The sequence below is a fragment of the Natronomonas halophila genome, assembly GCF_013391085.1.
Lineage (GTDB): Archaea > Halobacteriota > Halobacteria > Halobacteriales > Haloarculaceae > Natronomonas > Natronomonas halophila.
In genome coordinates this window covers 343,790-368,257 of the sequence record NZ_CP058334.1, presented here as the reverse complement: position 1 = coordinate 368,257, position 24,468 = coordinate 343,790, and the positions used below count along the sequence as shown (strand labels likewise).

General features: G+C 64.3%; 32 protein-coding genes and 1 pseudogene. 14 read left to right on the top strand and 19 right to left on the bottom strand.

Going from position 1 to position 24,468, the window contains the following annotated elements; genetic code table 11:
- Window positions 1–64: 64 nt before the first annotated feature.
- The 5 genes from paaE to paaA are packed head-to-tail and all read right to left on the bottom strand — an operon-like array spanning window position 65 to window position 2,789.
- Window positions 65–235, bottom strand: a complete 171-nt coding sequence (gene paaE / locus HWV23_RS01910) for a 1,2-phenylacetyl-CoA epoxidase subunit PaaE (protein ID WP_178288782.1) — start codon at window positions 233–235, stop codon at window positions 65–67.
- On the bottom strand, window positions 232–672 hold the full coding sequence (paaD, locus tag HWV23_RS01905) for a 1,2-phenylacetyl-CoA epoxidase subunit PaaD (RefSeq protein WP_178288781.1): 441 nt from the start codon (window positions 670–672) through the stop codon (window positions 232–234). Before paaD ends, paaE begins: the two co-directional genes overlap by 4 nt.
- Window positions 665–1,519, bottom strand: a complete 855-nt coding sequence (gene paaC, locus HWV23_RS01900; protein WP_178288780.1) for a 1,2-phenylacetyl-CoA epoxidase subunit PaaC — start codon at window positions 1,517–1,519, stop codon at window positions 665–667. The genes paaD and paaC overlap by 8 nt, the downstream gene beginning before the upstream one ends.
- Window positions 1,516–1,845 carry a 1,2-phenylacetyl-CoA epoxidase subunit PaaB gene (gene paaB / locus HWV23_RS01895; RefSeq protein ID WP_178288779.1) on the bottom strand — a complete coding sequence of 110 codons (330 nt, stop codon included), beginning with the start codon at window positions 1,843–1,845 and terminating at the stop codon, window positions 1,516–1,518. The genes paaC and paaB overlap by 4 nt, the downstream gene beginning before the upstream one ends.
- Before the next feature lie 2 nt (window positions 1,846–1,847).
- Window positions 1,848–2,789, bottom strand: coding sequence for a 1,2-phenylacetyl-CoA epoxidase subunit PaaA (paaA, locus tag HWV23_RS01890; protein WP_178288778.1), 942 nt, complete (start codon window positions 2,787–2,789; stop codon window positions 1,848–1,850).
- Window positions 2,790–2,876: 87 nt separating this feature from the next.
- Here paaA and HWV23_RS01885 point away from each other — a divergent pair, with 87 nt between their 5' ends.
- Window positions 2,877–3,512, top strand: a complete 636-nt coding sequence (locus tag HWV23_RS01885; RefSeq protein WP_178288777.1) for a helix-turn-helix domain-containing protein — start codon at window positions 2,877–2,879, stop codon at window positions 3,510–3,512.
- Window positions 3,513–3,523: 11 nt separating this feature from the next.
- On the opposite strand, the gene HWV23_RS01880 is transcribed toward HWV23_RS01885, so the two are convergent.
- From HWV23_RS01880 to HWV23_RS01870, 3 genes are all read right to left on the bottom strand, one after another.
- Window positions 3,524–4,315 carry a hypothetical protein gene (locus HWV23_RS01880; RefSeq protein ID WP_178288776.1) on the bottom strand — a complete coding sequence of 264 codons (792 nt, stop codon included), beginning with the start codon at window positions 4,313–4,315 and terminating at the stop codon, window positions 3,524–3,526.
- Between the two features lie 76 nt (window positions 4,316–4,391).
- Window positions 4,392–4,856 carry a MaoC/PaaZ C-terminal domain-containing protein gene (locus tag HWV23_RS01875; protein WP_178288775.1) on the bottom strand — a complete coding sequence of 155 codons (465 nt, stop codon included), beginning with the start codon at window positions 4,854–4,856 and terminating at the stop codon, window positions 4,392–4,394.
- Window positions 4,857–4,902: 46 nt separating this feature from the next.
- The gene (locus tag HWV23_RS01870) at window positions 4,903–5,241 is read right to left on the bottom strand and encodes a DUF2249 domain-containing protein (protein ID WP_178288774.1); all 339 of its coding nucleotides are present in this window, start codon (window positions 5,239–5,241) and stop codon (window positions 4,903–4,905) included.
- A 111-nt stretch (window positions 5,242–5,352) separates the two neighbouring features.
- On the opposite strand from HWV23_RS01870, the gene HWV23_RS01865 reads away from it, so the two are divergent.
- Window positions 5,353–5,883, top strand: coding sequence for a multiprotein bridging factor aMBF1 (locus tag HWV23_RS01865; RefSeq protein WP_178288773.1), 531 nt, complete (start codon window positions 5,353–5,355; stop codon window positions 5,881–5,883).
- Here the strand turns inward: HWV23_RS01865 and HWV23_RS01860 are convergent, their stop codons facing one another.
- The gene (locus HWV23_RS01860) at window positions 5,884–6,072 is read right to left on the bottom strand and encodes a hypothetical protein (protein WP_178288772.1); all 189 of its coding nucleotides are present in this window, start codon (window positions 6,070–6,072) and stop codon (window positions 5,884–5,886) included. It abuts the gene before it with no gap.
- A gap of 116 nt (window positions 6,073–6,188) precedes the next feature.
- Between HWV23_RS01860 and tpiA the strand changes: the two genes are divergently transcribed.
- Window positions 6,189–6,833 carry a triose-phosphate isomerase gene (tpiA, locus tag HWV23_RS01855; RefSeq protein ID WP_178288771.1) on the top strand — a complete coding sequence of 215 codons (645 nt, stop codon included), beginning with the start codon at window positions 6,189–6,191 and terminating at the stop codon, window positions 6,831–6,833.
- Between the two features lie 15 nt (window positions 6,834–6,848).
- On the opposite strand, the gene HWV23_RS01850 is transcribed toward tpiA, so the two are convergent.
- Complete coding sequence (locus HWV23_RS01850; protein WP_178288770.1) at window positions 6,849–8,765, bottom strand: ATP-binding protein; 1,917 nt, start codon at window positions 8,763–8,765, stop codon at window positions 6,849–6,851.
- Between the two features lie 117 nt (window positions 8,766–8,882).
- Between HWV23_RS01850 and HWV23_RS01845 the strand changes: the two genes are divergently transcribed.
- Entirely contained in the window at window positions 8,883–9,893 is a 1,011-nt protein-coding gene (locus tag HWV23_RS01845; RefSeq protein WP_178288769.1) for a hypothetical protein, read from the top strand.
- Here HWV23_RS01845 and HWV23_RS01840 read toward each other — a convergent pair whose 3' ends face one another.
- The 4 genes from HWV23_RS01840 to HWV23_RS01825 form a co-directional block, all read right to left on the bottom strand.
- Window positions 9,894–10,328 carry an acyltransferase gene (locus tag HWV23_RS01840; RefSeq protein ID WP_178288768.1) on the bottom strand — a complete coding sequence of 145 codons (435 nt, stop codon included), beginning with the start codon at window positions 10,326–10,328 and terminating at the stop codon, window positions 9,894–9,896. It abuts the gene before it with no gap.
- A 21-nt stretch (window positions 10,329–10,349) separates the two neighbouring features.
- The gene (locus HWV23_RS01835; RefSeq protein ID WP_178288767.1) at window positions 10,350–10,649 is read right to left on the bottom strand and encodes a hypothetical protein; all 300 of its coding nucleotides are present in this window, start codon (window positions 10,647–10,649) and stop codon (window positions 10,350–10,352) included.
- Window positions 10,650–10,691: 42 nt separating this feature from the next.
- A complete protein-coding gene (dinB, locus tag HWV23_RS01830) occupies window positions 10,692–11,912 on the bottom strand; it encodes a DNA polymerase IV (RefSeq protein WP_178288766.1) in 1,221 nt (406 codons plus the stop codon).
- Window positions 11,913–11,984: 72 nt separating this feature from the next.
- Window positions 11,985–13,076, bottom strand: a complete 1,092-nt coding sequence (locus tag HWV23_RS01825) for an SMP-30/gluconolactonase/LRE family protein (RefSeq protein ID WP_178288765.1) — start codon at window positions 13,074–13,076, stop codon at window positions 11,985–11,987.
- A gap of 66 nt (window positions 13,077–13,142) precedes the next feature.
- Here HWV23_RS01825 and HWV23_RS01820 point away from each other — a divergent pair.
- A pseudogene (locus tag HWV23_RS01820) lies at window positions 13,143–13,250 on the top strand (lysine biosynthesis protein LysX); the annotation flags it as partial.
- Here HWV23_RS01820 and HWV23_RS01815 read toward each other — a convergent pair.
- Window positions 13,251–13,523 (bottom strand): hypothetical protein, encoded by a 273-nt coding sequence (locus HWV23_RS01815; RefSeq protein WP_178288764.1) that lies wholly within the window; start codon window positions 13,521–13,523, stop codon window positions 13,251–13,253. It lies immediately after the preceding pseudogene.
- A 57-nt stretch (window positions 13,524–13,580) separates the two neighbouring features.
- Window positions 13,581–14,342, bottom strand: coding sequence for an alpha/beta fold hydrolase (locus HWV23_RS01810; protein ID WP_178288763.1), 762 nt, complete (start codon window positions 14,340–14,342; stop codon window positions 13,581–13,583).
- 123 nt (window positions 14,343–14,465) lie between these two features.
- Here HWV23_RS01810 and HWV23_RS01805 point away from each other — a divergent pair, with 123 nt between their 5' ends.
- From HWV23_RS01805 to HWV23_RS01795, 3 genes are all read left to right on the top strand, one after another.
- A complete protein-coding gene (locus HWV23_RS01805) occupies window positions 14,466–15,314 on the top strand; it encodes a M48 family metalloprotease (protein ID WP_178288762.1) in 849 nt (282 codons plus the stop codon).
- Between the two features lie 178 nt (window positions 15,315–15,492).
- Entirely contained in the window at window positions 15,493–15,729 is a 237-nt protein-coding gene (locus HWV23_RS01800) for a DUF7127 family protein (RefSeq protein ID WP_178288761.1), read from the top strand.
- 2 nt (window positions 15,730–15,731) lie between these two features.
- Window positions 15,732–18,008, top strand: a complete 2,277-nt coding sequence (locus HWV23_RS01795; RefSeq protein ID WP_178288760.1) for a CDC48 family AAA ATPase — start codon at window positions 15,732–15,734, stop codon at window positions 18,006–18,008.
- Between the two features lie 47 nt (window positions 18,009–18,055).
- Here the strand turns inward: HWV23_RS01795 and HWV23_RS01790 are convergent, their stop codons facing one another.
- Window positions 18,056–18,307 carry a hypothetical protein gene (locus HWV23_RS01790; RefSeq protein ID WP_178288759.1) on the bottom strand — a complete coding sequence of 84 codons (252 nt, stop codon included), beginning with the start codon at window positions 18,305–18,307 and terminating at the stop codon, window positions 18,056–18,058.
- 17 nt (window positions 18,308–18,324) lie between these two features.
- Window positions 18,325–19,179, bottom strand: a complete 855-nt coding sequence (locus HWV23_RS01785) for an eIF2B alpha/beta/delta subunit family protein (protein WP_178288758.1) — start codon at window positions 19,177–19,179, stop codon at window positions 18,325–18,327.
- 80 nt (window positions 19,180–19,259) lie between these two features.
- Here HWV23_RS01785 and HWV23_RS01780 point away from each other — a divergent pair, with 80 nt between their 5' ends.
- Both HWV23_RS01780 and HWV23_RS17145 read left to right on the top strand, forming a co-directional pair.
- Window positions 19,260–19,553 (top strand): DUF7969 family protein, encoded by a 294-nt coding sequence (locus tag HWV23_RS01780; RefSeq protein ID WP_178288757.1) that lies wholly within the window; start codon window positions 19,260–19,262, stop codon window positions 19,551–19,553.
- Between the two features lie 50 nt (window positions 19,554–19,603).
- Entirely contained in the window at window positions 19,604–19,738 is a 135-nt protein-coding gene (locus HWV23_RS17145; protein ID WP_281362680.1) for a hypothetical protein, read from the top strand.
- Window positions 19,739–19,981: 243 nt separating this feature from the next.
- Here HWV23_RS17145 and HWV23_RS01775 read toward each other — a convergent pair whose 3' ends face one another.
- Window positions 19,982–21,682: an acyl-CoA carboxylase subunit beta gene (locus HWV23_RS01775; protein WP_178288756.1), complete on the bottom strand. Its 1,701-nt coding sequence runs from the start codon at window positions 21,680–21,682 to the stop codon at window positions 19,982–19,984.
- Window positions 21,683–21,861: 179 nt separating this feature from the next.
- Here HWV23_RS01775 and HWV23_RS01770 point away from each other — a divergent pair, with 179 nt between their 5' ends.
- The 4 genes from HWV23_RS01770 (at window position 21,862) to HWV23_RS01755 (ending at window position 24,401) form a co-directional block, all read left to right on the top strand.
- Complete coding sequence (locus tag HWV23_RS01770) at window positions 21,862–22,542, top strand: type 1 glutamine amidotransferase domain-containing protein (protein WP_178288755.1); 681 nt, start codon at window positions 21,862–21,864, stop codon at window positions 22,540–22,542.
- 79 nt (window positions 22,543–22,621) lie between these two features.
- Window positions 22,622–23,791, top strand: coding sequence for an acyl-CoA dehydrogenase family protein (locus tag HWV23_RS01765; RefSeq protein ID WP_178288754.1), 1,170 nt, complete (start codon window positions 22,622–22,624; stop codon window positions 23,789–23,791).
- A gap of 110 nt (window positions 23,792–23,901) precedes the next feature.
- On the top strand, window positions 23,902–24,078 hold the full coding sequence (locus tag HWV23_RS01760) for a hypothetical protein (RefSeq protein ID WP_178288753.1): 177 nt from the start codon (window positions 23,902–23,904) through the stop codon (window positions 24,076–24,078).
- A 74-nt stretch (window positions 24,079–24,152) separates the two neighbouring features.
- Window positions 24,153–24,401, top strand: a complete 249-nt coding sequence (locus HWV23_RS01755) for a DUF8028 family protein (RefSeq protein ID WP_178288752.1) — start codon at window positions 24,153–24,155, stop codon at window positions 24,399–24,401.
- Window positions 24,402–24,468: the final 67 nt, after the last annotated feature.

Here is a 24,468-nt window from a genome sequence, read left to right as displayed (position 1 = left end):
TCTGCCGGCCCTGATAAGTGCCTTCAGGAGGGTAAAAAGGGTATTTGAGCTATCGCGAAGGGGTCTACCCGAAGGCTTCGAAGGGTTCCCCGCACTCGTTGCAGTAATGCATCGACCGACACAGCGACGGCCCCTTCGGATGTTCGCGCTCGGTATCCGCCGACCCACAGTAGGGACACTCGGCGGGGTCGGCATCGTCGTCGGTCTCCGTCGAGGGGTCCGGTCGTCCCCTCATACGCTCACCCCGAACTCCCGCAGGTCGTTCTTACCGGCCTCGGTCACCAACTCAAGGTTCCACTCGGGACTCCAGACGAGTTCGACCTCGGCGGAGTCGACGCCCTCCGCGCGTTCTGCGGCCTGCCGAACGTCCTCCTGTAGGTAGTCACGCGCAGGACACCCGGTGTAGGTCAGCGTCATCGTCACCGTCGCGTGGCCGTCCTCGACAGCGACGCCGTAGATGAGCCCCAAATCGACGACGGAGATGGGCATCTCGGGGTCTTCAACCTCGTAGAGTTCCTCGAAAACGTCGGCCTCGACACCCTCCGCGCCCTCGCCGGTTGCCGGCAGGTCTTCGGGGTCGACGCCGTGTTCGTACTCCGTGTACGCGCAATAGGAGGGACTGTCGGCACCTTCGATATCCCCGGTTGCGTCGAAGTCAGTGGGTTCAGACATCGCTTTCGGCCTCGTCGGGGTCCGGCATCAGCGCGGGCGCCTCGCTGCGGTCCAGTTGCTCGTAGGTGAACGTGAACTCGTTGTAGAGGGATTGCCACGCGTCGGTGTGGGTGCCGTCGCGGCCGACGGCCTCCGGGCGGAGTTCGTCGTGGTCAGCGACTGGCACGTCGATACCGAGGCCAGTGAGGAACGACGACACGATGGTCCGCCACTCCTCGCGGAGTTCCGAGAGGCAGTCCGGCCGGATTCCGAGGTCGACGATATCTTCCTCGTGGTCGGTGCGTGCGAAGAGCGTCAGCGCGTAGGGGAACAGGCGGTCGACGGCCTCCTGAACCCGGCGTCGCCCCTCGCTGTCCTCACAGAGTCGTTCGAGCCAGTTCTGGGCGTGCTCGCGGTGATAATCCTCCTCGCCGAGGACCTTCCCGACCCGGTCGGCGATGCGCGGATAGGTCGTCGATTCGAGCGATTCGAGACGCAGGTGCTCGTAGGTGTCGTAGAAGTACCCACGAACGATACAGTCGGCCCAGTCGCCCGACTCGAAGGGCTGTTCGACCAGCGTGGAATGGCGGAAGTCGGCGGGGTCCCGTTCCCATATGAGGTCGACCTGATCGTAGCCGAAGTCCTCCAGCAGGTCGTACCACAGGCGCGCGTGCCCGAGTTCGTCCTGTGCGATGTTCGCGATGCCGATGTCGGATTCCAGCGTCGGCCCCCGGACCTGCCACTCGGTATAGCGTTCGGCGACGACGAACTCGTCGTCGGCGAGACACCGGAGCTCGGCCTCGACGGCCGCGCGCTCGCGGTCGTTCAGTTCGTCGGGTCCACCGAGGGCGTCGGCGTTCGACGTCATTTGTCGGCCTCCGCGAGGTCCTTTTCGGCCTGTTCCTGTTCGCGCTGGCTGTCCTCGATTTCCTCGGCGAACGTCTCGTCGGTGTTGTAGTTCGTCGCCCAACGGTAGGCCTTCTGGGTGGTCCCGCCCATCTCGATGCCCTGCTCGTCGGCATGAACCTCCTCGATGTCCTCTTTCGGGACGACCCACAGGCTATTGGCGGGTTTCCGCCGTGCGTGCATAATCTGGGCGTACTGCTTTGCCATCTCCGCGTTCGGCGCGTGCACGTTGCCGACGTGGGTGTGGTAGTCCTTCTTCTTCTCCTGACGGAACACTTCCCATTTCATGATTAATCGTCCGCGGCCGCAGGGTTACCCCCGCCCTGCTGGGGTGATTCGATGACCTCGCGGACCCACTCGACGGCCTCCTGGGACCGCTTGCGCTTGTCGATCTGGCCGGCACCGGTCGGGAGTTCGTTCTTGGCGACAGTGAAGAACTCGTCCCAATCGAGGTCCTCCTCGTAGACCTCGTAGTAATCGTCGGCCTCGTGGTACTCGATTCGGGGATACTCCGGCAATTCGAGGCCGTATTTCCGAGCCTTCGGGACGTAGGCGTTCAGGAAGGCGTTCCGCAGGTCGTCATTGCTCATCGTCTTCAGCCCGACCTCCATCGAGAAATCGCCGTGGGTCGACTGGTCGTCCGTCGGCCCGAAGAACTGCAGGATGCGCGGCCACCACTTGTCGAAGGCCTCCTGCAGGCGTTCCTGGTCCTTGCGACTGCCCGTCGCAATCGTTCGGAGAATGTCCTCGCCGTGCTTGATGTGGAACCCCTCCTCGAAGCAAATCTTGTCGATGGCGTGGGCGTACGGCTCCCACGAGGTCCGCTTGAGGGTCGCCTGCCGGCGCATCGCCGCGCCGTCGACGAAGAACATGATCATCGGCAGTTCGTACCAGTCGTCCAGCGGGTAGTGAAAGCAGTTGAGGAACTTCCCTTCCCCGGCGGCGAGTTCGTCAAGCATCTCCTCGCGGGTCTTGATGCCCAACTCCTCGGCGGCCCGGTAGAGCAACTGGCCGTGGCCGATTTCGTCCTGGACCTGTGCGCTGACCGCGAGTTTGCGGTCCAGACTCGGCGCCTGCCGGATGAACGGTCGCTCGATGTAGGCGCCCATAATCTCGCTGTTGGCGTGGAACTGAATCATCCGGGTCGCCGCCTCCCTGTACTCCCGGGGCATGTCGTCGGCAGGGCCGAACTCCCGCGGCCCCGCGCGCTCCGTGGCGGTCTGGAGGTCCATCACTACAAGAACTAATGTGACGGAGTACCATACTGGTTCACCCGCCCATAGGCTGGTTTTAAATATTGGTTCATGCTATCGTAACACGTGATATCGGAGTGTCTCGTCGTCGAGTTCCAGGTGACCGGCGACGAGTGTCCGCTCGCGGACGCCACGCGGGCCACCGGAGGGACCGTCGAGGCGTCGCCGCCGCTGTTGCGCGAGGACGGCTACACTCTCCTCCGGTTTTCGACCGATGAATCGCGGGTCGGCGACGTGCTCGATGCCGACGACCGCATCCGATATCTCCATCGTGCGGCCGCCGACGGGCGCGACACCTACCGGTGTCTCTCCAAGGAACGGTGTGTCGTCCATCGGCTCATCGACGAGGGTTTTCTCGTCGAGACGGTCCGCTACGTCGACGGCGTCGAACGACATCTCGGTGCCGTGGTCGGTCAGGAGGTCCTCCACGGCGTCCTCGAAGCCGCCGGCGAGGCCGTCGGCGTGCAACTCGAACGCATCTCGCCGCTCGGCGAGGAGGCAGACGACGGGATTTCGACCCGCTGGAACCTCACGCCAGCACAGGCCGAGGCGCTCAGAACCGCCCACCGACTGGGCTATTTTGACGTGCCGAAAGGCGCCACGGCCCAGGAGGTCGCCGACGCGGTCGGCATCTCGAAATCGGCGTTTCTGGAGCGGCTCCGGCGCGCCCAGTCCGAACTGTTCGACCGCCTGTTGAACTGAGCGCGCGCCGGTCACAGCGACAGCGCATCGTAGACGAGTTCCAGCGGGCTCCATTCGGCCCAGTCGGGGCGTGAGACGGTCGTGTTCCCGAACCGCTCGAACCTGATGACGGTTCGGACCGACCGCGTCTCGTTGTCGGTATCCCGGTAGCGGCGCGTTTCCACGACCTTCGTCACGCGGCCGGTGTCGCGGTCGACGTACGCCCGATACGAACTGCCGTTCAGTATGCGCTCGTCCTCGATTTGGTGGAAATCCGCGTAGCCGTCGGCGGTCGTAACCCCGACGACGAGGTGCTGTGACGTCGTGTTCAGGTGTTTGAGTGCATACGCCCCCTGTTCGGCGGTCAGATAGTCGTCGGTCGCACGAACGAACGCGTTATACTGGGTCGTGGTGCGGGCCGAGACGTCCGACACGGCGGAGCGAGTCGGGGACGACGCGTCGCCGATGGCCGTGGCCTTGACCTGTTCGCCGAAGTAGACATGTGAGGTGCCCCAGCCGCCGTCGTTCCGATAATAGAGGGTCGAGCGAACCTGTCGCGACTGCGGGTCGTACCGATAGACGCGCTTCGAGAAGCGTGTCTCGTTGGATGCGGGTGCGTATTTCTCGACGACCATCGTATGGGACGCCTGCTTCGTATTGAGTCGCGCGTGTGACCACAGCGCGGACGTTGAGATGTCCGGCGAGACGAAGTACTCGGTCTGCTGGTCCGTAAGCGGTCGGTGCGGTTCGAACACGGTGACGCCGCTGCCGAGTACCAGCGTGACACAGAGAACCAGCAACCCGATACGGACGGTTCGCTGCATCGATGTCACGTCAATCAGGGGACTGGTAATAAATTCTGTGCGGGGTTAGACGGCTCCGGATGCCGATATCGACACCTTACGATTCCCTTCTCTTGAAGAGGAACTTCATGTCGCCCTCGAAGACCGACTCGCCGTCCTGATTCGTCATCAGGGTATCAATCTCGATGTAGCCGGCATCGTCCCGACTGTCGAGTTCCCGCTTTTCGGCACATTCGTATTCGGCGCTGATGGTGTCGCCGATAAAGACCGGGTTCGGGACGTCCATGTAGTTCATGCCGAGGAAGGCGACGACGGTGCGTTCGACGATGCCGGTCCGCTGGAAGAGCCCGGTCGCGATGATGAACGTCATCGGCCCCTGTGCGATGCGGGCGCCGAACGGTCCTTCCTCGGAGTATTCCGCGTTCGTATGCAGTTCCGTCCAGTCGCCGGTGAACATCGAGTGGAAGACGAAATCCGTCTCCGTAATCGTTCGTCCGGCGCTCTCGAAGGTCTTGCCGACCTCCATGTCCTCGAAGTGATGTGGCTCGTAACTGTACGGCATACCATGGCACTCACACCCAGAGTTGATAATATTTGCCTGAATTGAGTTATCGGAGGCGGCGCCGCCGCGGCCGGCGGAGTCGCTCGCCGGAATCGCCGGGCTGCTCGCCGACGGTGATACGAACCTGCCATTCGTCGGGCGAGATTCGGTCGACCTCGTAGCCCCAGCCACGCTCGTTGAGGTGGTCGTACAGCGGCACCGGCGAGATAGGGGTGATGACGACCACAGTGTCACCGACCTCGGCGTCTCCCAGCGCGTCGATGACGGCCCCGAGTCGGGGTTGTGTCATCTGCCGAGTGTCGAGAATCCAGTCGGGAGACTCCTCGGCGAGGGGTTTCACGACGGGGCGTCGTTCCGACGGCCGCGGTTCGAGGTCGGCGTTCATAGATGAGACGTAGTGTCCCACATATAAATCGGCGGCAGCAGTGTCCCATCGAATGAGACGCCCGCCGGGCCGGGCGGAAAACCCTTTTGCGACGGAGTGTTAGGCTCCAGTATGGTTCAATGTGAGATGTGTGGCGCCAACACCAGCGACCCGAAGACGGTCAAGGTCGAAGGCGCGGAACTCGACGTCTGTGACAACTGCGCCGATTTCGGCACGGAGGTGAAAACGCAGGAAACCTCCTCGTCCTCGACGAAATACTCCACGTCCTCCTCGGGGAGTTCTTCCTCCTCTTCGACGTCCAGTTCGTCGAGCAGTTCCTCGGGCGGCGGTGGCGGCAGTCGCCGCGACATGTTCGACGAGATGGACGAGGTCGTTCAGGACTACGACGAGCGCATCCGGAACGCCCGCGAATCCGAGGGCCTCACTCAGGAGGAACTCGCCGACCAACTCAACGAGAAGGCGAGCCTTATCCGCAAACTCGAACGCGGCGACGTCCTCCCGAGCGACAAGGTCCAGACCAAACTCGAAAAGGCGCTGGGCATCTCGCTTTCGGCCGGCGGTTCCGGCGACGACAGCGAGTGGTCCGGTGGGTCCTCGGCGGGCGAGACGACCCTCGGCGACGTGGTCAAGCGAAAAGATTAGTCAGAGTTCGTGTTCGTAGAGGACTTCGTCGACGTTCGGGTTCACGACGACCCGTTCGGTATCGCCGGCCGGTTCGTCCAACTCGACTGCGAGTAGTTTCGCCCCGGTTTTGGGCGCGTAGGTGTACTTTTCGACCGTCCCCAGCCGTGGCTCCCCGTCGACGGTGACCCACACACGGCGTGCATCCATGGATAACCATCGAACCTCGTGGTTCCTGTATTCGTCGGTTCCGCGGGCCAAGCATACTTCGGACCGACGCGGGTTGCCATAGACAGTTATTTTTCGGTGGCCCTCCCCCTCCCGCTATGTTCGTTCTCGTCAACCTGAAGGCGTATCCCTGCGACCCCGTCGCAGTCGCCGAGGCCGCCGCCGAAGTGGCCAACGACACGGGCGTTCGTATCGCCGTCGCCCCGCAGGCGGCCCACCTCGACCGGGTCGCCGCCACCGGCGTCGAAACGTGGGCCCAGCACGTCTCGCCGGTCGACCACGGCTCGCATACCGGCTCGACGCTCGCGGAAGCCGCCAAAGAGGCCGGCGCCGTCGGGACGCTCCTGAATCACTCCGAGAACCGCCTGAAACTCGCCGATATCGACGGTAGCGTCCGCGCCGCCGAACGCGCGGGCCTCGAAACCGTCGTCTGTGCGAACAACCCGCGACAGATAGCGGCCGCGGCGGCACTGGAACCCGACGCCGTTGCCGTCGAACCGCCGGAACTCATCGGCACGGGCACGCCCGTCTCACAGGCCGACCCCGACATCGTCACCGACTCCGTCGAAGCCGCCGCCAGCGTCGGGGACGTGCCCGTCCTCTGTGGGGCCGGCATCTCGACGGGCGAGGACCTCGAAGCCGCCGGCGACCTCGGCGCCGAGGGGGTCCTGCTCGCCTCGGGCGTCGCCAAGGCCGACGACCCGAAGCAAGCGCTGGAAGACCTCGTTTCGCCGCTCGTCTGAAAAGGAAGCGCGTTCTCAGTTATCCGAATCAGTGCCGCCGTCAGTCGCTACTTCTGCCGCCGCGTCGACGGTCTCGGGGGCGTCAATACCGTCGACGAACACGGACTCGACGGCCTGCACGAGCAGGTCGTGTTCGGTGCCGTCGACCGGTTGGTTCGGATTGAACGGGTCGACCGTCTCCTCGGCGACGAGTTCGGGGAGGGCGTACTCGTGGCGGCCACGGCTTGCGTGGGCGACGAAACCGCGTTCGCGGAGTTGGCGATTCATCGAATACGCGCCGGTCCGGTCGCCTGACCCCCCGGCCGCCTCGTGGGCCTCCTGTGGCGTCAGCGGGCCGCGAGCCCGGTAGACCCGCAGCATCTCGACGGCGACGTCGTCGAGGGCCCGAATCTCCGATTGGAGTCGGTCGACGAGTCGCTCCCCTCCGGAAAGGGCGGGCGAAGCCGTCGGCTCTCGGGCGCTCCCGCTTGCGACGTCCGAAACCGTCGGTGAGTCGTCGGTGTCGACTCCGGTGTCGCCTGTGACCCGGTCGATGCCGCCGAAGCCGAACGACTGGCTGTCCGATTCGGTCGGCCAGTCGCTCGTCTCGGAGGTGGTCTCCTCGCCCGATTGGGTTTCAGCCCGTGTCTCGGTGGTTTCGGCCGTGGGTTCCGGTTCGGTTTCCGTAGTTTCCGAATCGGGCGGAGATTCGTCGTCGGTCGTCTCGTCTACGGCGTCGTCTTCGGCCTCCTCGCTGGCGTCGTCATCGTTCCCGGCGACCGGCACGGGGCTGGATTCCCGTTCCTTCTCGCCGTTGCGGATGGCCTTTAGTTCGGCTTCGATTTCGGGGTCCCGACGGACGGGCCCGGCAGCCTCGTCGAGTTCGCTCTGTCGGCCCGGTGCAGCGGAGAGGGGCCGGCCCGTCACCTGTTCCATCATCGCCCGCGAGAAGCGGTCGGCCATCTTCTTGAGGTCGCGGGCCTCCTTCAGTTGGCGTTCGAGGTCATGGATGCGCTCGTCCTTCGATTCGAGTTCGCGCTGGAGTTCCTCGATGCGGTTCTCGCGGCGCTCCTTGGTCTCGGATATCTCTTCGAGTTCCTCGACGAGGTCGCCGGAGACGCTTTTGAGTTCGGGCCGTTCGAAATCGTCGAGGCCCGGGGTCGCGCCAGCGTCGAAAGTCCGCTTGCGTTCGAACTGGACGACGCGGATGTCCTCGGCCCAGTCGGTCATCAGGAAACACTCGCCGTCGTCCATCTCCTCGATGTGGTCGGCGTATTCGTTGCCGAGAATCCGGCCGACGACTTTCGTGTCGTTGTTCCAGGTCAGCCGATGCCAGACCAGCCAGTCACACTGGGTAATGAAGTCCTTCTTGACGTCGGCGGGCCGCTGGCTGATGCCGACGATGCCGAGGCCGTGCTTGCGGCCCCGCTTTGAGACCTTGATAAGCATCCGGCCGCATTCGTCGACGCCGCCGCCCTCCGGTATGTATTCGTGAATCTCCTCGACAAGCATCAGGAAGGGCTGTTTGACCTTCTTCTCCTTCGCGAAGAGGTGTTTGGTCACTTCGGTCAGAAGCGCCCGCGCCTCGGATTCGTCGAGGAAACTGGAGACGTCCAGGATTATCGGGACGTTCTGCTCGAGGGCGAGTTCGGCGATTTTGCCCGCGTGTTCCTCGGTGACCTGCAGGTCACACTCCTCGTCGCCGCCGACGTGGAGGATCTCGTATTCCTCCTTGAGGCCGTAATACTCGCCGTCGATGTCGACGATGAGGATGCCGAAGCCCTTATCGAGCATTTTCTCACAGATGACACTCGCAGTGTTGGACTTCCCGGACCCGGATTTACCGGTCACAAAGGAGCGGCCCGTTAACACGTCCACGACGGGAAGTTCGACGGGGGTCCCCTCCTCGTCGCCACGACTGATTTCTCCGACGGTAATCGTTTCCTCGCCCATCGGCAATCACGTGGCGCCCGCCCCACATAGTTGTCCGTCAGACGGGCGTCATGCGGTCGGTTTCGGCGCTCGACCGGAGCCGGCTATTTATAAGGGTTCGCGAGCCAGTACCGCCGAATGCCGCTTTCGACCGTCGACCTGTTCACCTACGGCATCGCCCTCCTCATCATCGGTGGCGTCGTCTGGTGGGTCCTCGCGGCCTGGGTTCCCGAGGGCGGCCTCCGAGCGCCGTATAAATACGCCGCCTATCAGAGCGGTCTCACGCGCCGGCAGACGGTTCCCGCCGCCCTGCTGTCGTTGCTAATCCTCGTCCCACTAGCGACGAAGGGTGGCGATATCTCCGAATTCGCGTGGGTAATCGCGGCTGGCCTCTACATCGGCGGCCTCTATATCGGCGTCATTGCCGTCGCCAACCGCCCGCGGGCCGACTACATCGAACAGGCGGGCGGCGACCCCGACGAACTCACGCCCGACGGCTCCAACATCGTCGCCGGAACGGCGGCGGTCCCCGATGGCGAGGCGCCGCTCGAAGCCCCCGTCTCGGGCGACCCGGCGGTCTGTTATGTCACCTCCGTCGCCCAGTACAAATCCCGGCCGATGCGCTCGTCGGGCACCTACTTCATCACCGCCTACGACGTCGAGACCCAGCCGTTCGACGTCGACGGGGCGTTCGGCACCGCCTCGGTCGACCCCGAGGGCGCGTGGGTGAGTCTCGTGTCGGGGTCGCCGACCGACGTCGAACCGAACGTCGAGGGCGCCTTCACCGGCGGGCCCGCAGAAACCGAACAGGTCGTCGAAGCCGGCGAACGCGTCCCGGAGCGCTTCCGGACGACCGACGTGTTCGACCCGCTGCCGCTGACGAGCGACGGCCGCGCCGAGCGGGAACTCCGATTCAAGGAGACGACCATCACGCCCGGCGAATCGGTCGTCGTCGCCGGGGAAGCCGAACAGGGCGAGGGCTTCGGCGAGACTGTCCTGCGCTGTACGACACCGGGGACGTTCATCGCGAAGGGCGACTTCGAAAGCGTCGCCACCTCGCTGTCGAAGGCGACCAGCCGAAACCTCGCGGTTGGCGGCGGACTCGCACTGTTCGGTGGTATTGGGTTGCTGTGGATGGTGATTCCGTAGTTACTCGCGGACCACGTCGCCGGGAGCGACGTCCTCGGTCACCGTGACACCAGCCCCGATGACGGCGTTCTCACCGACGGTAACGCCCGGCAGGACGGTCACGCCGGCACCGAGAAACGCCCCGTCTTCCAGCACGACTTCCTCGAAGGTGTCCTCCCGGAAGGTCATCCCCTCGTCGTCGAGGTCGTGGGTGACGCCGACGACGGAACTGTTCGGGCCGATCTGGACTTCCTCGCCGATGTCCGCGTTCTCGACGTAGCAGTTGGCGTTGATATCCGTCGGTCCGGCGACGGTGGATTTCTTGAGGGACGTGCGCTCGTAGATTCGCACGCCGGCGGCTATCTCGGAATCGTGTATCGTCACGTACTCGCGGATTTGGCCGTCGGCTTCGGCAACCGTCGAGTTCTCGATGCGGGCCGTCCCGTCGATTTCCATATCATCGCGTCCGACCGGTGGTCAATCAGCCTGTGGGTCCGACTCAGGGGCCGCGCGGATGACCCAGTGGTTCTCGTCCTGTCGAATCAGTACCGATGGCTCGCGCAATTTGGCGATATAGCCCGTCGGCTGGTCGAGGAGTTCGTGGTCGGCGTCGACCCGGACGAGGTTACCGATGAGTTGGGCGGAGGGCGGCTTCTGGGCCGCGCCGCAGTCGTAGACGGTGATGAACTCGTTGCCGTCGCTGGTCTCGTGGACGATGACGTGGGCATGGCGAGCGAGTCGCCACGTCTCCTCGTTGACGACGGCGAGATGGTTCATACGACCGCCTTCGGCAGCGAGGGCCAAAAGGATACGCTCCCGTCACTCGAAATCCGTGAGGCTGGCTTGCCCGCCCGAGGAGCGTTCGCGGTGGCGCTCGCGGATGTCGTGGGAGTCACCGCTCGCCGTCTCCGCGCCGTCGACTTCCCACGTATCGAGGCTGGTCTGGTCGCGCTCGTCGAAGGAGAGGTTCGAGACGCGAACCCCGAGTTTCCGCACGGTCGCGTCCTCGAATTCGTCGAGCAAATCGAGGGCAATCCCTTCGACGAGGTCCGGTGCGTCGACCGGCCCCGACAGCGACCGGGCGCGGGTGTTGACCTCGAAGGGCGGTTCGACGGCCTTGATGCCGATGGTCTTGTAGAGAGCGCCTTTCGCCGTCGCTCGCTCTGCGACCTCGTCGGCCAGCGCCCGCACTTTCTCACGTTTCGCTTCCATGTCGTCGGTCGCCTCGACGAAGGCCGACTCGCTGGAGAGGCTCTTGGGACGACCCTTCGGTTCGACCTCGCGGTCGTCCTCGCCGCGGGCCTGCGCGTAGATGTCTCGGCCCCGTTCGCCGAAGGTTTCGACCAGCGTCGCCTCCTCGGCCGAAGCGATGTCGCCGGCCGTCTCGAAGCCCATCTCCCGCAGCTCGCGGGCGGTGACGGGGCCGACGCCGTGGAGGTCCGCCACGTCCATCGGTGCGAGGAACTCCCGCACTTCGTCGGGTTCGACGACGACGAGGCCGTCCGGTTTGTCGGCGTCGGAGGCGAGTTTCGCGGTCGTCATACTCGGGGCGATACCGACCGAGGCGACGACACCGGCCTCCGCCTCGATTTCGGCTTTGAGTTCACGGCCGATATCCGCGACGTCGTCCCACGAGGGGTCGCCCAAATCGAGATACGCCTCGTCGATGGAGACGTTCCGGACGGTGTCGGCGAAGTCCCCGAGCACCGATTTGACGTCGGCGCTGACCGCCTCGTAGAAGGCCATGTCGACGGGCCGGTAGATGCCCGTGTCCTCGGGGTCGTCGGCCGTCGCTCGCCGGGGGAGTTTTTCGAGGGCCTCGGAGATGGCCATCGCCGACTCGATGCCGTACTCCCGGGCATCGTAACTCGCAGTGGCGACGGCACCGTGTTCCTCGCCGTCCTCGTAGCCCATCCCGACGACGACCGGTTCGCCCTCCAGTTGTGGCTCCTTGAGGCGCTCACAGGCGGCATAAAAGCAGTCCATGTCGACGTGACAGACCACCTGTTCGGGCGGTTCGACGCCCGGGAGCCGTGGCATACCCGTCGATAGCGGGACGGTCGCCTATAAGGTTGCGAGAGCGCGGTGGAAGTAAAGCCGGTGCGGTCGCGGTTACTCCAACGAGTACCGCGAGACCTTCTCGCCGAACAGCGAGCCGAGATACAGCGCGTCGTGGTCGGGTTTGGGTGTCGCTGAGGTAACGCCGTGGACGTCTCCCTCGGGGTCGTGAAAGCTCTCGATAACCGTCCCGGATTCATCGAGTCGGAGCACGAGTCCGTAGGGGTCGCCGCTGACCTGCTCCAGGACCGCCGTCGGGAACTTACCGAGTTGGCGCTTGACCCACGCGTGTTCGTGGAGGCCGTCGAGGGTCTCGTCACGGAGGCTCGGAATCGCCACCCAGTAGGTGCCGTCGCCCACGGCCTCGATGTTGTCCGGGTAGCCCACGAGGTTCTCGGCGAACAGTCGCTCGTCGCCTTCGAGGTCGCCGTCGATCCAGAAACGGGTCACCCGATATCGGGAGGTTTCGGTGATGAGCACCGATTCGCCGTCGGCGTGCGTGCAGATGCCGTTGGCGAAGCCGAGACCGGTCAATTCGACGGTCGTCTCCCCCGAATCGGGGTGGTACGCCAGCAGGCGGCCGGTATCCTCCAACTCGAATAGTTCGTCCTGAAAGATTTCGTGCTCGGTGGCGTCGGTGAAGTAGATGGTACCGTCGTCGGCGATATAGAGGTCGTCGGCGAAGGCGATGTCGCGGCCCCCCGCCGAATCCGCCAGCGTCGTCACCTCGCCTGCGGGGTCAACCGAAATGAGGCCGGCGTCCTCCGCACAGACCAGCAGGTCCTCACCGTCGAAGGTCATCCCGAGCGGGCGACCCTGTGTCAGGGCGAACGTCTCGGTGTCGGCGTCGGTTGTCTCAGGCGTTACCGGGTCGACCGTCCGGATGATACGGCCGTCCTCGCTCCCCGTATAGAGGCGGTCCTCGTCGTCGAAAGCCACGTCTTCGGGGCCCTCACACCGAAGGACGGTGTCGGCGCCGACCAGTTCGTCGCCGGAGGCGAGTAGCCCCTCCATCGGCGGCGGGTCCGGCGGATACCATTCGGCGGGGTCGAGACGCGATTCGGCGAGCCAGCCGGCCGTCACAACGGTGCCCAACAGCGCAAGCCCGGTCGCGACCGGGTGGCGCTTCGCGGTACCAAGCGGCATACCATCGGTGTCAGGCGCGATTCCCAAGTAACTGTGGACTATGGGGACGAAAACCAGGTATCCGCCCACGAGATGAACGCGACCTGCGAATTCGAGGCGCTGAACGCCGCGGTTCCGGACGTCGACGTGCCCGCACACATCGTCGACTGGCTGGAGGCGCGGGCCGCCGAGTGATTATTCGAAGCCGGCGTTCGGTTCCCGGTCGTCTTCGTCGCCCCGCTGTGGGGCGGCGCTCAGCGGTATCCCACCTAAAAGGGCCGCGACGACGAGCAGGGCCGCCGAGAGGACGACGAAGTCGCCGCTGACGTTCTCATAGCCCGCCAATCCCGCCCCAGTCGAGACGACGAAGACGGTCACGTAGAAGGCGAGCGTACCGAGGATTATCAGCACCGCGAACGTGACGACGGTCTGTAGGAGGCCGCTCAAAACGCGCATTATTCGGCTCATGGGACGACGTTCGGCGGCTCTTTTTAAGAATCTGATTGCCGTACGTAAGCGGTCCCGCTAGGCGAGGAACGCCCGCACGGCGCTGTTGAAGACGTCCGGGCGTTCGAGCATCGGCATGTGGGCGGCGTCGGCGATTTCTCGGTACTCACAATCGGGCAGTTCGGCTTCGAGGAACTCGCTGAACATCGGCGGCGTCATCGGGTCGTGTTCCCCGCACAGCGCGAGAGCGGGCATCGTAATCTCGTCGAGGCGGTCGCGGACGTCGAACTCGTCGCAGGTCTCGAAGTCCCGAACGGTGACGGCCTGTCCGGTCCGCAGCAGGCCCTCCTTGGAGACTTCGATGAGCTCGTCGGTGGGTTCGTGAAAGAGGGTGTCCGGCGTGTGCATCGAGGCGATTGCGGCCTCGAAGTTCCGGGCGAGCGATTCCCGGAACCCCTCGTCGACGCCGAGTTTCGCGCCGGTATCGGCGAGAACGAGCCCATCGAGGTCGAGGTCGCGTTCGAGGGCGACCCACAGCGCGACGGCCCCGCCCATCGAGTTGCCGCAGAGCACCGAGGCGTCCGTCTGCTCGCAGACCGCGACCACGTCGTCGGCGTAGGCGTCGAGCGTCTCGGTACCGGGTTCGGTGTCGACGTCGTCGCTGTCGCCGTGGCCCGAGAGGTCGACGGCGACGGCGGGCGGGCCCTCGCGGTCGCCGTACTGTTCGACCCAGACGTCGTGGCTGCCGCCCGCGCCGTGGATGTAGCAGACGCGGGGGCCGTCGCCGAAGTCCGTCCGTCGATAGGCGGTCGTCCGGCCGTGGTGGGTGACGGTGTCCATGATTGCCCCCTCGCCCGGTCGGCCGATAAACACGGCGACTGCGGCGATAGGGGCTGGCGTCGAGACGTTTCGGCACGCCACACGGAGCAAAATTTTATTGCCGAACCTGTGGATCGAGACCGCATGGCACACCGTGGTCTGCAAGCGCGAATGGTCGTCGCGATGAGCATCCTGTTCGGGTTTTACGTGTTCGTCGCGGCGCTGTTCGCGCCCATCGTCGGTATCCCAGTCGTTCTCGCCGGCAGCGTCCTCTTCGTTGGCGTCCAGTACGTCGTCGGCAAGAAACTCGCGCTCCGAAGCGTCAACGCGACCGACCTGTCGCCGGAGGCACATCCGGAGATTCACGAGCGCGTTGAGGCACTGGCCGAATCGATGGACATCGACAAACCCCGGCTAATGGCCGGCCAGATGGGTCTGCCGAACGCCTTCGCTATCGGGCGGAAAGGCGCCGGTACGGTCGTGGTCTCCGAATCGATGCTCCAGATGGTCAAGGAAGGCCATATGTCGATGGACGAACTGGAGGGCGTCCTCGCACACGAACTGGCCCACATCAAGAACCGCGACGTCGTCGTGATGTTGCTCGGTCAGTCCATCGCGTCGATTATCGGCCTGACGGTCTTTTTCATCGTCCAGTTGGTCACCGACGACATCCCTATCGTCGGGTTCATCGTCGCCTACCTGCTGAGCGTCATCACCCAGATGCTCGTGATGGTGTTCGTGCTGGCCATCTCCCGGTACCGGGAGTACGTCGCCGACGAGGAGGCCGCCGAACACACCGGCAACCCCGACGCGCTCGCGCGGGCGCTGTCGGTGATTCAGGAAGTCGGCACCCACGAGAAGGCCCCTGACGTCGACGGTGCGACAGCATCGATGTGTATTTTCGGCGGCGAGCGCGGCCTGCTTGCGTCGGTTTTCTCGACGCACCCGCCGACCGAAAAGCGCATCCAGCGCCTCACCGAGATGGCCGACTGACGAGCGTCGGTATCCAGCCGTTTTCCGGTCTCTTTTCGGCTCGATTGTCCTTCGAGGCCCGCCTGTGCGCAGCCGTTTCGAGTGTGAACCGCAAATCAACCGTTCAGATGCAACCCCCGCACGTAAGAGGGGTATCGAAGAAAGGTTTATATAGTTTGACGGCTAACTCTGAGTTAGTATGACAGAATTTACGAAGGCGATTCGCGGCGACACGGACGGTATGGCACGTACCTACGAGTACGAGGATGAAACCGTCCTCGTCGCGGACTTCGGCGTCACCGACGGCCACGTCGACGTAGTTGACGGCACGGCTATCGTCGTCATCGACGGCGACCAACACGAGTTCGAGGTTCCCGAGGGCTCGTCCCGTGCTATTATGAACAACGGAATCGTTACTATCGAGGTGGAGCGATAACGATGAAACTGACGGTCAAACCCCTCAAGCAGAAGGACGCCGGCCGCGGACTCGCCGCCATCGACCGCGCCGCGATGGACGAACTCGACCTCGAGAACGGCGATTACATCGTCATCGAGGGTGATGCCCGCGCGGTCGCGCGCGTCTGGCCCGGATACCCCGAAGACGAGGGGAAGGGCGTCATTCGCATCGACGGCCGCCTCCGTCAGGAGGCCGACGTCGGCATCGACGACAGCGTTACCGTCGAGGCGGCGGACGTCAACCCCGCAAAACAGGTCACGGTCGCCCTCCCGCAGAACCTCCGTATTCGCGGGAACATCGGCCCCCACATCCGTGACAAACTCAGCGGACAGGCCGTCACGAAGGGACAGAACGTGCCCTTCTCGCTCGGCCTCGGCCCGCTCTCCTCGCAGAGCGGCCAGCGTATCCCGCTGAAAATCGCCGACACCGACCCCGACGGAACGGTCGTCGTGACCGATTCGACCAAAATCGAGGTCAGCGAAAAGCCCGCCGAGCAAATCGCCCAGCAGGCCGGTGGTGCGGGCGGTGCAGCCGGCGGCGAGGGCAGCACGCCTTCGGTCACCTACGAGGACATCGGCGGCCTCGACGAGGAACTCGAACAGGTCCGGGAGATGATCGAACTCCCGATGCGGCACCCCGAACTGTTCCAGCAGCTCGGTATCGAGCCGCCGAAGGGCGTCCTCCTGCACGGCCCGCCCGGCACCGGGAAGACGCTCATGGCCAAGGCCGTCGCCAGCGAGATTGACGCCTACTTCACGAACATCTCGGGCCCCGAAATCATGTCGAAATACTACGGGGAATCCGAGGAGCAACTCCGTGAGGTCTTCGAGGAGGCCGAGGAGAACGCCCCGGCCATCATCTTCATCGACGAACTGGACTCCATCGCGCCCAAGCGCGGCGAGACCAGCGGCGACGTCGAACGCCGTGTCGTCGCCCAACTCCTCTCGCTGATGGACGGTCTCGAAGAGCGCGGCGACGTCATCGTCATCGGCGCGACCAACCGTGTCGACGCACTCGACCCCGCGCTCCGCCGTGGCGGCCGCTTCGACCGCGAAATCGAAATCGGCGCGCCCGATAAGGGCGGCCGGAAGGAAATCCTGCAGGTCCACACCCGCGGGATGCCGCTGGCCGAGGGCATCGACCTCGACCAGTACGCCGAGAACACCCACGGCTTCGTGGGCGCGGACCTCGCGTCGCTGACCAAGGAGTCGGCGATGAACGCGCTCCGCCGCATCCGGCCCGAACTCGACCTCGAACAGGAGGAACTCGACGCCGAGGTCCTGGAGGCGATGACGGTCACCGAGCAGGACTTCAAGGACGCCCTCAAGCAGGTCACGCCCTCGGCGATGCGCGAGGTGTTCGTCGAGGTTCCCGATACCTCCTGGGAGAGCGTCGGCGGCCTCGAAGACACCAAGGAACGGCTCCGCGAAACCATCCAGTGGCCGCTCGAATACCCCGAGGTCTTCGAGGAGATGGACATGCAGGCCCCCAAGGGCGTCCTGCTGTACGGCCCGCCGGGTACGGGTAAGACCCTGATGGCGAAGGCCATCGCCAACGAGGCGGAGTCGAACTTCATCTCCATCAAGGGCCCCGAACTGCTCAACAAGTACGTCGGCGAGTCCGAGAAGGGCGTCCGTGAGGTCTTCGAGAAGGCGCGGTCGAACGCACCGACCGTCGTCTTCTTCGACGAAATCGACTCCATCGCGGGCGAACGCGGCCAGCGGATGGGCGACTCCGGCGTCGGCGAACGCGTCGTCTCCCAGCTGCTGACCGAACTCGACGGGCTAGAGGACCTCGAGGACGTCGTCGTTATCGCGACGACCAACCGACCGGACCTCATCGACTCGGCGCTCTTGCGCCCCGGTCGACTGGACCGCCACGTCCACGTCCCCGTCCCCGACGAGGACGCCCGGAAGGCCATCTTCCAGGTCCACACCCGGAACAAGCCGCTGGCCGACGACGTCGACCTCGACGAACTGGCCGAAAAGACGGACGGCTACGTGGGTGCCGACATCGAGGCGGTCTGCCGTGAAGCCTCCATGGCCGCGACGCGGGAGTTCATCAACAGCGTCTCCCGTGAGGAGGCCGTCCAAAGCGTCGGCAACGTCCGCATCACCGCCGAGCACTTCGAGGACGCCCTCGACGAGGTCGGCGCCAGCGTTGACGACGAGACCCGCGAACAGTACGAGGAAATCGAGGAAGAGTTCACCCCCGGCCGCGAGCCGGAAGAACGCGAAGTCAGCCGGACGTTCCAGTAACGCCCGCTGACTGATTCGGTTTTATTTCTTTATTAAACCGCGGTAGCCTACTGGCCGTCGTCCGTGCCCTCGTGATACTTCTCCATGTTCCCCACTCTGACGCCGATGACGAGGCCACAGGCCATCACTACGAGGCCCCCGAGGATGCCGGCAATCGCGACGAGGAGGGAGTAGTCACCGAGCACGAGAGTTGCGACGGGGTCTCGAGTCCCCCTACCGATAAATGCCGTCGAGAGCGCGATACCGCCGATGAACAGCGCGCTTCCGACCACCGTCGCTGCGGTTTCCGCGTAACTCATATCGCAATCGTGGAGGTCTACTGCAGGTTTCGAATCCCTTCGTCGGTGACGATGCTATCCAGCAGGTGTTTCGGCGTCGCGTCGTAGGCGGGGTTGGCGACGTCGAAGCCCTCCGCGGGTTCCCGCATGACCTCGCTGGGCGAGCGGAACTCGTTTTCGAAGGCGAAGCCTTCCTCGATGATTTTCGCGCTCGCGCCGAAGACGGAGACGGGCACTGCCAGTTCCGCGGCCGTCGCGGCGATGGGGAACGTGCCGACGCGGTTGTAGAGCGTCTCGTCGACGATACAGGACATGCCGAGCGCGACCCGGTCGCACTCGTCGAGGTAGTGGCCGGCGGCGCTGTCGACGATGAGGGTGGCGTTCACGCGGTCGACGCTGGCGAGAGTGCGTGCCGTTTTGCGGCCGAGAAAGCGGGGTCGGGCCTCAGTGACGTAGACGTCGAGGTGGTGGCCCTCCTGGGCGGCGAGTTCGATGGCCTCCAGCACCGTCGAGGAGTAGTCGTGGGTGAGAATCGTCGCCCCGTCGGGGAGGAGTTCGACGGCCTGCTGGGCGGCTTCGTGTTTGGCGTGTTCGACCTCGTCGACGATGTCGTCGATGGCTGCTTCAGTCACGTCTTTGGCGTCCTCGACGCTCTCGGCGTCGGCGTCCTCGACGCGGGTGACGATTTCCCGCTGCGTGTTGAAAAGCGAGGCATGCGAGGGCTGGGCGCGTCGGAGGGCGCTGCTGTTGCGGTCCAGCGAGCGGACGTACTCCTCGACGGTCGCGAACTCCCGGTCGAGCAACTCCCGGAGGGCCTCGGCGGCCTTGATGGCGACGGTCGACGAGGAGTGGGTCTGCATCTCCTGTATCTCTTCGACGGTCTCGTCTATCATGCCCGAAACATCGCAGGGCCGTCCCATATGCCTTCGGGAGCGTCCGACGGCCCTATGGCGGTTGCTGCCCAAGAAGCGGTATGGTCACCGTCTCCTATCACTGCCCGCGTTGCGGTGCCATCGCCGAACTCGAACGGGACGCGTATTTAAATGACAAATGCGTCACCCCGGACCCGCTCGACGGGTGGGAGTACGCAGACGCCTACGAGGATTTCGAGGACGAAGACGGCGTGGTCATCGTCTGTGGCGCCGCTGAAACCGGTGGCGAGGGCTGTGGCGAACCCTACTATCTGAGCTTCGTGAAATTCGAGGAGGGCCGTGAGGTCGAGACGAATATCAACAGCGCCGACCCGAATTTCGACTTTCTCCGATAGCGTGCAACTGAGTGGGGTTTATATGCTCTCGCGTGCTATTCGATACCACGATGTGCCACCATAACATCCCTATCGAGAACTACGATGAGGCGGTCATTGAGGAGATACGCGAGGAACACGACGAGGAGGAACTCCGCGAGGAATTTACGGACGAGCAACTCGAAGAACTCGGCGTTTCGGCCTGAATCGGCTGATTGATCTCCTTTTAAGTAGCATCCGCCGAGCGGGGCCTTCGAAGAAGGCCCCCGAGGCGGTTCCCGGCGGCGAGGCCGGAGGCCGAGCCGCCGTAGCGCCGACTGACTAACGCCGCGCGACCGTAGGGAGCGCGGCGGCAGAAAGGAGGCGCGCATATTTTCACTATGTTTTTGCCGAGAACCGGGGTCGCGCCCCGAAGCGGGCGCGACCCGTGTTCTCGTGCAAAAAGTGGCTTAAAAGAAAACGGTCCCGTGATGCCGCGGCCTGTCGTCTCGCTGCTTCGTCCGGTAGGTGTCGAGGCGGACTTCCAGTTGCTCGCGAAGGTCACCCGCGGGAATCAGTTCGTCGACCTGCATCTTGCTGGCCTGCTTTTTGATGTCGATGTACTTGTCGAACTCCTGTTTGGCCGATTCGATGAAGGCGTCCTTGGCGTCGCCCTCCATGTCCTCGATTTGGCCGCCGAAGAGGGCGTGGACGGCGGCGTCGGGGCCCATAACGGATATTTCGGCGGATGGGAGCGCGAGCGTCGCGTCGGGGCCGAAGGAGGGCCCGGCCATCGCGTAGATGCCGGCGCCGTAGGCCTTGCGGGTGATGACACAGAACTTCGGCACTTGGGCGTTCGAGGTGGCGTAGATGAATTTGCGGCCTTTTCGGAGGACGCCCTCCTTTTCGACCTGTGAGCCGATCATGTAGCCCGGCGTGTCGCAGAGGTAGACGAGAGGGATGTTGTAGGCGTCGCAGGTCCAGACGAACCCGGCGCCCTTGTCCGCGGAATCGGGGAAGATGGCGCCCGAAACGTGTTCGGGGTTGTTGGCGACGATGCCGACGACTTGGCCGTCGATGCGCCCGAGGCCGGTGACGAGTTCCGGCGCGAAATCGGGCTTCATCTCGATGAAGGAATCCCGGTCGACGACGCGGTCGATGACCTCGGTGACGTCGTAGGCCTTGTTCGGTTCGTCCGGGATGATGTCGTCGAGGCTGTAGGGGTTCTTCTTCGGCGGTTTGGCGGTCTTTTCCGGCGGGTCCTCGCCGTAGTTCTGCGGGAGGAGTTTGAGGATTTCCTGGGCATTCTCGGCGGCGGTCTCCTCGTCGGGGACGACGAGGTCGGCGCTGCCGGACTCCTCGGCGTGGACCTGCGGGCCGCCGAGCGCCTGCATATCGACCTGTTCGCCGGTCATCGCCTCGACGATGCGTGGCGAGGCGATGGCCATACCCGAAATCTCCTCGACCATGATGAGGTAGTCACAGAAGACGGGGGTGTAGGCCGACCCGGCGACGTCGGGGCCGTAGAGGACGCCGATTTGCGGGATTTCGCCGGACATCCGACACTGATTGTAGAACATCTTGCCGCCACGGTATCGGTCCATGTGGGTGTCGCCGGGTTCGCGTTCCTCGGCGTTGAGTCGGGCGCCCGTCGAGTCGACGAGGCGGAGCATGGGGATACCGAGGTCCATCGCGCGTTCCTGGATGCGGATGACCTTCTCGACGCCCATCTGGCCGAGCGAGCCGGCTTTGACGGTGTAGTCGTTGGCGGTGAAGGCGACCTTCCGGCCGTCGATGGTCCCGATGCCGGTGATGAGGCCGTCGGCGGGGAGTTCGTCGTCGTCGCCGTAGCGGGCGAAGGAGCCGTCCTCGTACTCGATTTCGTCGAAGATCATGTCGAGGCGGTCGCGGGCGAAGACCTTCCCGAGGTTGTCGATTTTGTCGAATCCGCGCTCGGGCCCGCCGGACATGATGGCCTCGATATCCTCGCGGATGGCCTCCTCGCGCTCGGTGATAACGGCGCCTTCCTCGCTCCAGTTTTCGCCGGCCTCGGCGAGTTTGCCGCCGCCTTTGTCCACTAATTCCACGCCGCGGCCCAGATGCTCCGAGACAGCCGTTGCGATGGCCTGTGCGATCTCCTCGTCGGTTTCGTCGTCGATTTTGATTTCCATGGTAGCTCGTGGAAACTCACCTGATGTTTAGAGTTTCCAGCCTCTGTGTATGCCGTGATATACCAACGCAGGTAAATAATATTGTGGGTGCCCGAGCGCGCACGGATAAATGGCCCACCCACGGCAGCGGCTGCCGGTCGTCGTCCCCTTTTGAGTGGCCTGCTCCAACAGGTGAGTGTATGACTTCTGCACTATTCGTCGTCAGCGAAGAGGGCTACTGGGGCGAGGAATGCGTCGAGCCGCTGACCACGCTGGAAGACGCCGGCATCGACGTAACCGTCGCGACGCCGACCGGCGGCGAACCCGTCATCGACGAGGGGTCCGCGGACCCCGAGGAGGTCGGCGAGGAGACGGCCGAACGGGTCCGCGAGGTCGACGAGAACCACCCCAAACTGAACAACCCGATTCCGCTCGCGCGGGCGACGCCCGGCGAGCACGACGTCGTCGTCTTCCCCGGTGGCCACGGGACCGAGTGGGACATCACGCAGGACCGCCACGCCCGCCAACTCCTGCTGGATGCGGTCGCCGGCGACGAGGGCCTCGCGCTCGTCGTCTGCCACGCCGTCGGCATCCTCGGGTTCACTCGCGAAGCCGATGGATCCTATCTCGTCAAGGACCGCGAGGTCACCGGCTTCCCGAACGCGTGGGAGGAGGACATCGTCGACGAGTTCGACCGCCTGCCCGACGGCCGCAAACTCCCCTATTGGGTCGAAGACGAGGTCAAGGCCGTCGGCGGCGAGTGGGACGCCGAACTCGACGCCGACACGAGCGTGAAAGTCGACGGCGACCTGATTACCGCCCGTGGTCCGGCCTCTTCGGCGGCCGCCGCACGGACGCTGCTGGACGAACTCGGCGAGTAACCGCCGCGCTTTCTTTCGTTTTCGCTCCACCCGTTTGGACCTGCGCAAACTCTAATAGTGGGTACAGTTTACACGGACCATGGCACGAGGCGAGACGGAACTCCACGACCTCATCCGGGAATCGGTACAGGGAATCGCAGACGATTTCGACCGCGAGTACTGGCGCGAACACATCGAGGAAAAGGAGTTCCCAGAAGAGTACTGGCAGGCGCTGGCCGACGATGGCTGGCTCGGCGTCACCATCCCCGAGGAGTACGGCGGCGAGGGCCTCGGCATGCTGGAGATGAGTATCATCATCGAGGAACTGTCCCGCGGTGGCGGACAGGGCGGCATCATCTTCGTTCTCACGCCCGTCTTCGGCGGCATCGGCATCCAGCGGCACGGCAGCGAGGAACAGAAGGAGGAGTACCTCCCGAAAATCGCCGACGGCGAGATGAAGTTCTGCATGGCGCTGACCGAACCCGAGGCCGGGACGAACACGCTCAACATCTCCACCCACGCCGAGGAAGTCGAGGACGGCACCTTCCACGTCAACGGTCAAAAGACGTTCATCAGCGGCGTCGAGAACGCCGATTCGATGCTCCTTGTCGCCCGGACCTCGGAGTTCGACAAGTCGAACCCGACCCACGGCGTGACGCTCTTCGTCGTCGACGACCCCGCCGAGCGCGACGGCATCAGCCTCTCGGAACTGGATACGGCCGTCCCGTGGTTCGAACGCCAGTATCAGGTCACCTACGACGACCTCGAGGTCACCGAGGACGACATCCTCGGGACGAAGGACGGCGGCCTCTATCTCCTGTGGGACACCCTCAACACCGAACGTCTCGCCGGCGCGGCCTCCGCGCTCGGCGGCGGCCTCCGGGCTATCGACCTCGCGGTCGATTACGCGGGCGACCGCAACGTCTTCGGCCAACCCATCGGCGCCCATCAGGCCATCCAGCACCCCATCGCCGAATCCTACGCCAAACTCATGGCCGCTCGCGAGATTCTTTATAAGGGCGCAAACAAGTGGGACGACGAGGAGGAGTGTGGACTCGAAGCCAACGTCGCCAAACTGCTGGCCTCGCAGGCCGGCACCGAGGCCGCCGACCGGGCCATTCAGGCCCACGGCGGCAACGGGTTCACTCACGAATACGAAGTCTACGACATCTGGCAGAACCTCCGGCTGACCCAGACCGCCCCCGTCTCCAACGAGATGGTACTGAACTACATCGGCGAACACGAACTGGGACTGCCGCGGAGTTACTAGCCCCGTTTCGCCGCGTTTCCCAAACCCACAGCAGCGGCCCGATTGCCGGTAATTTAGGCCACGTTCGGCCGAATCGTGCGGGTTATCCCTACCAATCCCTGAGAGGGGATGTGAGCGATTCGACACCCGAACCACCATCCGAGGAATTCCCGCTGACGAGCCAGGGGTACCGTATCTCCGTCGACGACGGCCGTGACTCGTTTTATGCCCTCAGCATCGAGGACCCGGACAACGAGGACGCCTGGATCATGTCCGATACGGTTCGCTCCCTCGACGAAGTTTTATAAACGCCGCCGAATTTGGGTGAGAGTTCGAAGAGAGTTCGAACAACGTTCTTGAAGGGAGAGTGGCATCTCCGAATATGGCGCAGGCGAACGGTTCCGGGGACGGCGGGGATGGGACGTATCACGAGACCGCGGCATCGACCGGACGGCTACTCGCCGGCCGCGCGTTCAGACGAACCGGGTTCTGGGCGGCCGTCGGCCTCCCGTTCGTCGCGCTGGGACTCGTCGCGATACAGCCGCGCGGCTGGCTCCCGCTTTTGGCGGCGGTGTTCTGTATAAACATCGTCGCCCTGCTGACTGGTCACTGCTACGACCGGGAGTGCTAGGGCCGACTGAAAACGAGACTCCGGCCTCACAGCAGCCGAACCGAGACTCTCGCCTCGACCCGACGCC

Coding starts and splice junctions, on each gene's coding strand:
- paaE (WP_178288782.1), bottom strand. CDS start 235: ATGAGGGGACGACCGGACCCCTCGACGGAGACCGACGACGATGCCGAC.
- paaD (WP_178288781.1), bottom strand. CDS start 672: ATGTCTGAACCCACTGACTTCGACGCAACCGGGGATATCGAAGGTGCC.
- paaC (WP_178288780.1), bottom strand. CDS start 1,519: ATGACGTCGAACGCCGACGCCCTCGGTGGACCCGACGAACTGAACGAC.
- paaB (WP_178288779.1), bottom strand. CDS start 1,845: ATGAAATGGGAAGTGTTCCGTCAGGAGAAGAAGAAGGACTACCACACC.
- paaA (WP_178288778.1), bottom strand. CDS start 2,789: ATGGACCTCCAGACCGCCACGGAGCGCGCGGGGCCGCGGGAGTTCGGC.
- HWV23_RS01880 (WP_178288776.1), bottom strand. CDS start 4,315: ATGCAGCGAACCGTCCGTATCGGGTTGCTGGTTCTCTGTGTCACGCTG.
- HWV23_RS01875 (WP_178288775.1), bottom strand. CDS start 4,856: ATGCCGTACAGTTACGAGCCACATCACTTCGAGGACATGGAGGTCGGC.
- HWV23_RS01870 (WP_178288774.1), bottom strand. CDS start 5,241: ATGAACGCCGACCTCGAACCGCGGCCGTCGGAACGACGCCCCGTCGTG.
- HWV23_RS01865 (WP_178288773.1), top strand. CDS start 5,353: ATGGTTCAATGTGAGATGTGTGGCGCCAACACCAGCGACCCGAAGACG.
- HWV23_RS01860 (WP_178288772.1), bottom strand. CDS start 6,072: ATGGATGCACGCCGTGTGTGGGTCACCGTCGACGGGGAGCCACGGCTG.
- tpiA (WP_178288771.1), top strand. CDS start 6,189: ATGTTCGTTCTCGTCAACCTGAAGGCGTATCCCTGCGACCCCGTCGCA.
- HWV23_RS01850 (WP_178288770.1), bottom strand. CDS start 8,765: ATGGGCGAGGAAACGATTACCGTCGGAGAAATCAGTCGTGGCGACGAG.
- HWV23_RS01845 (WP_178288769.1), top strand. CDS start 8,883: ATGCCGCTTTCGACCGTCGACCTGTTCACCTACGGCATCGCCCTCCTC.
- HWV23_RS01840 (WP_178288768.1), bottom strand. CDS start 10,328: ATGGAAATCGACGGGACGGCCCGCATCGAGAACTCGACGGTTGCCGAA.
- HWV23_RS01835 (WP_178288767.1), bottom strand. CDS start 10,649: ATGAACCATCTCGCCGTCGTCAACGAGGAGACGTGGCGACTCGCTCGC.
- dinB (WP_178288766.1), bottom strand. CDS start 11,912: ATGCCACGGCTCCCGGGCGTCGAACCGCCCGAACAGGTGGTCTGTCAC.
- HWV23_RS01825 (WP_178288765.1), bottom strand. CDS start 13,076: ATGCCGCTTGGTACCGCGAAGCGCCACCCGGTCGCGACCGGGCTTGCG.
- HWV23_RS01815 (WP_178288764.1), bottom strand. CDS start 13,523: ATGAGCCGAATAATGCGCGTTTTGAGCGGCCTCCTACAGACCGTCGTC.
- HWV23_RS01810 (WP_178288763.1), bottom strand. CDS start 14,342: ATGGACACCGTCACCCACCACGGCCGGACGACCGCCTATCGACGGACG.
- HWV23_RS01805 (WP_178288762.1), top strand. CDS start 14,466: ATGGCACACCGTGGTCTGCAAGCGCGAATGGTCGTCGCGATGAGCATC.
- HWV23_RS01800 (WP_178288761.1), top strand. CDS start 15,493: ATGACAGAATTTACGAAGGCGATTCGCGGCGACACGGACGGTATGGCA.
- HWV23_RS01795 (WP_178288760.1), top strand. CDS start 15,732: ATGAAACTGACGGTCAAACCCCTCAAGCAGAAGGACGCCGGCCGCGGA.
- HWV23_RS01790 (WP_178288759.1), bottom strand. CDS start 18,307: ATGAGTTACGCGGAAACCGCAGCGACGGTGGTCGGAAGCGCGCTGTTC.
- HWV23_RS01785 (WP_178288758.1), bottom strand. CDS start 19,179: ATGATAGACGAGACCGTCGAAGAGATACAGGAGATGCAGACCCACTCC.
- HWV23_RS01780 (WP_178288757.1), top strand. CDS start 19,260: ATGGTCACCGTCTCCTATCACTGCCCGCGTTGCGGTGCCATCGCCGAA.
- HWV23_RS17145 (WP_281362680.1), top strand. CDS start 19,604: ATGTGCCACCATAACATCCCTATCGAGAACTACGATGAGGCGGTCATT.
- HWV23_RS01775 (WP_178288756.1), bottom strand. CDS start 21,682: ATGGAAATCAAAATCGACGACGAAACCGACGAGGAGATCGCACAGGCC.
- HWV23_RS01770 (WP_178288755.1), top strand. CDS start 21,862: ATGACTTCTGCACTATTCGTCGTCAGCGAAGAGGGCTACTGGGGCGAG.
- HWV23_RS01765 (WP_178288754.1), top strand. CDS start 22,622: ATGGCACGAGGCGAGACGGAACTCCACGACCTCATCCGGGAATCGGTA.
- HWV23_RS01755 (WP_178288752.1), top strand. CDS start 24,153: ATGGCGCAGGCGAACGGTTCCGGGGACGGCGGGGATGGGACGTATCAC.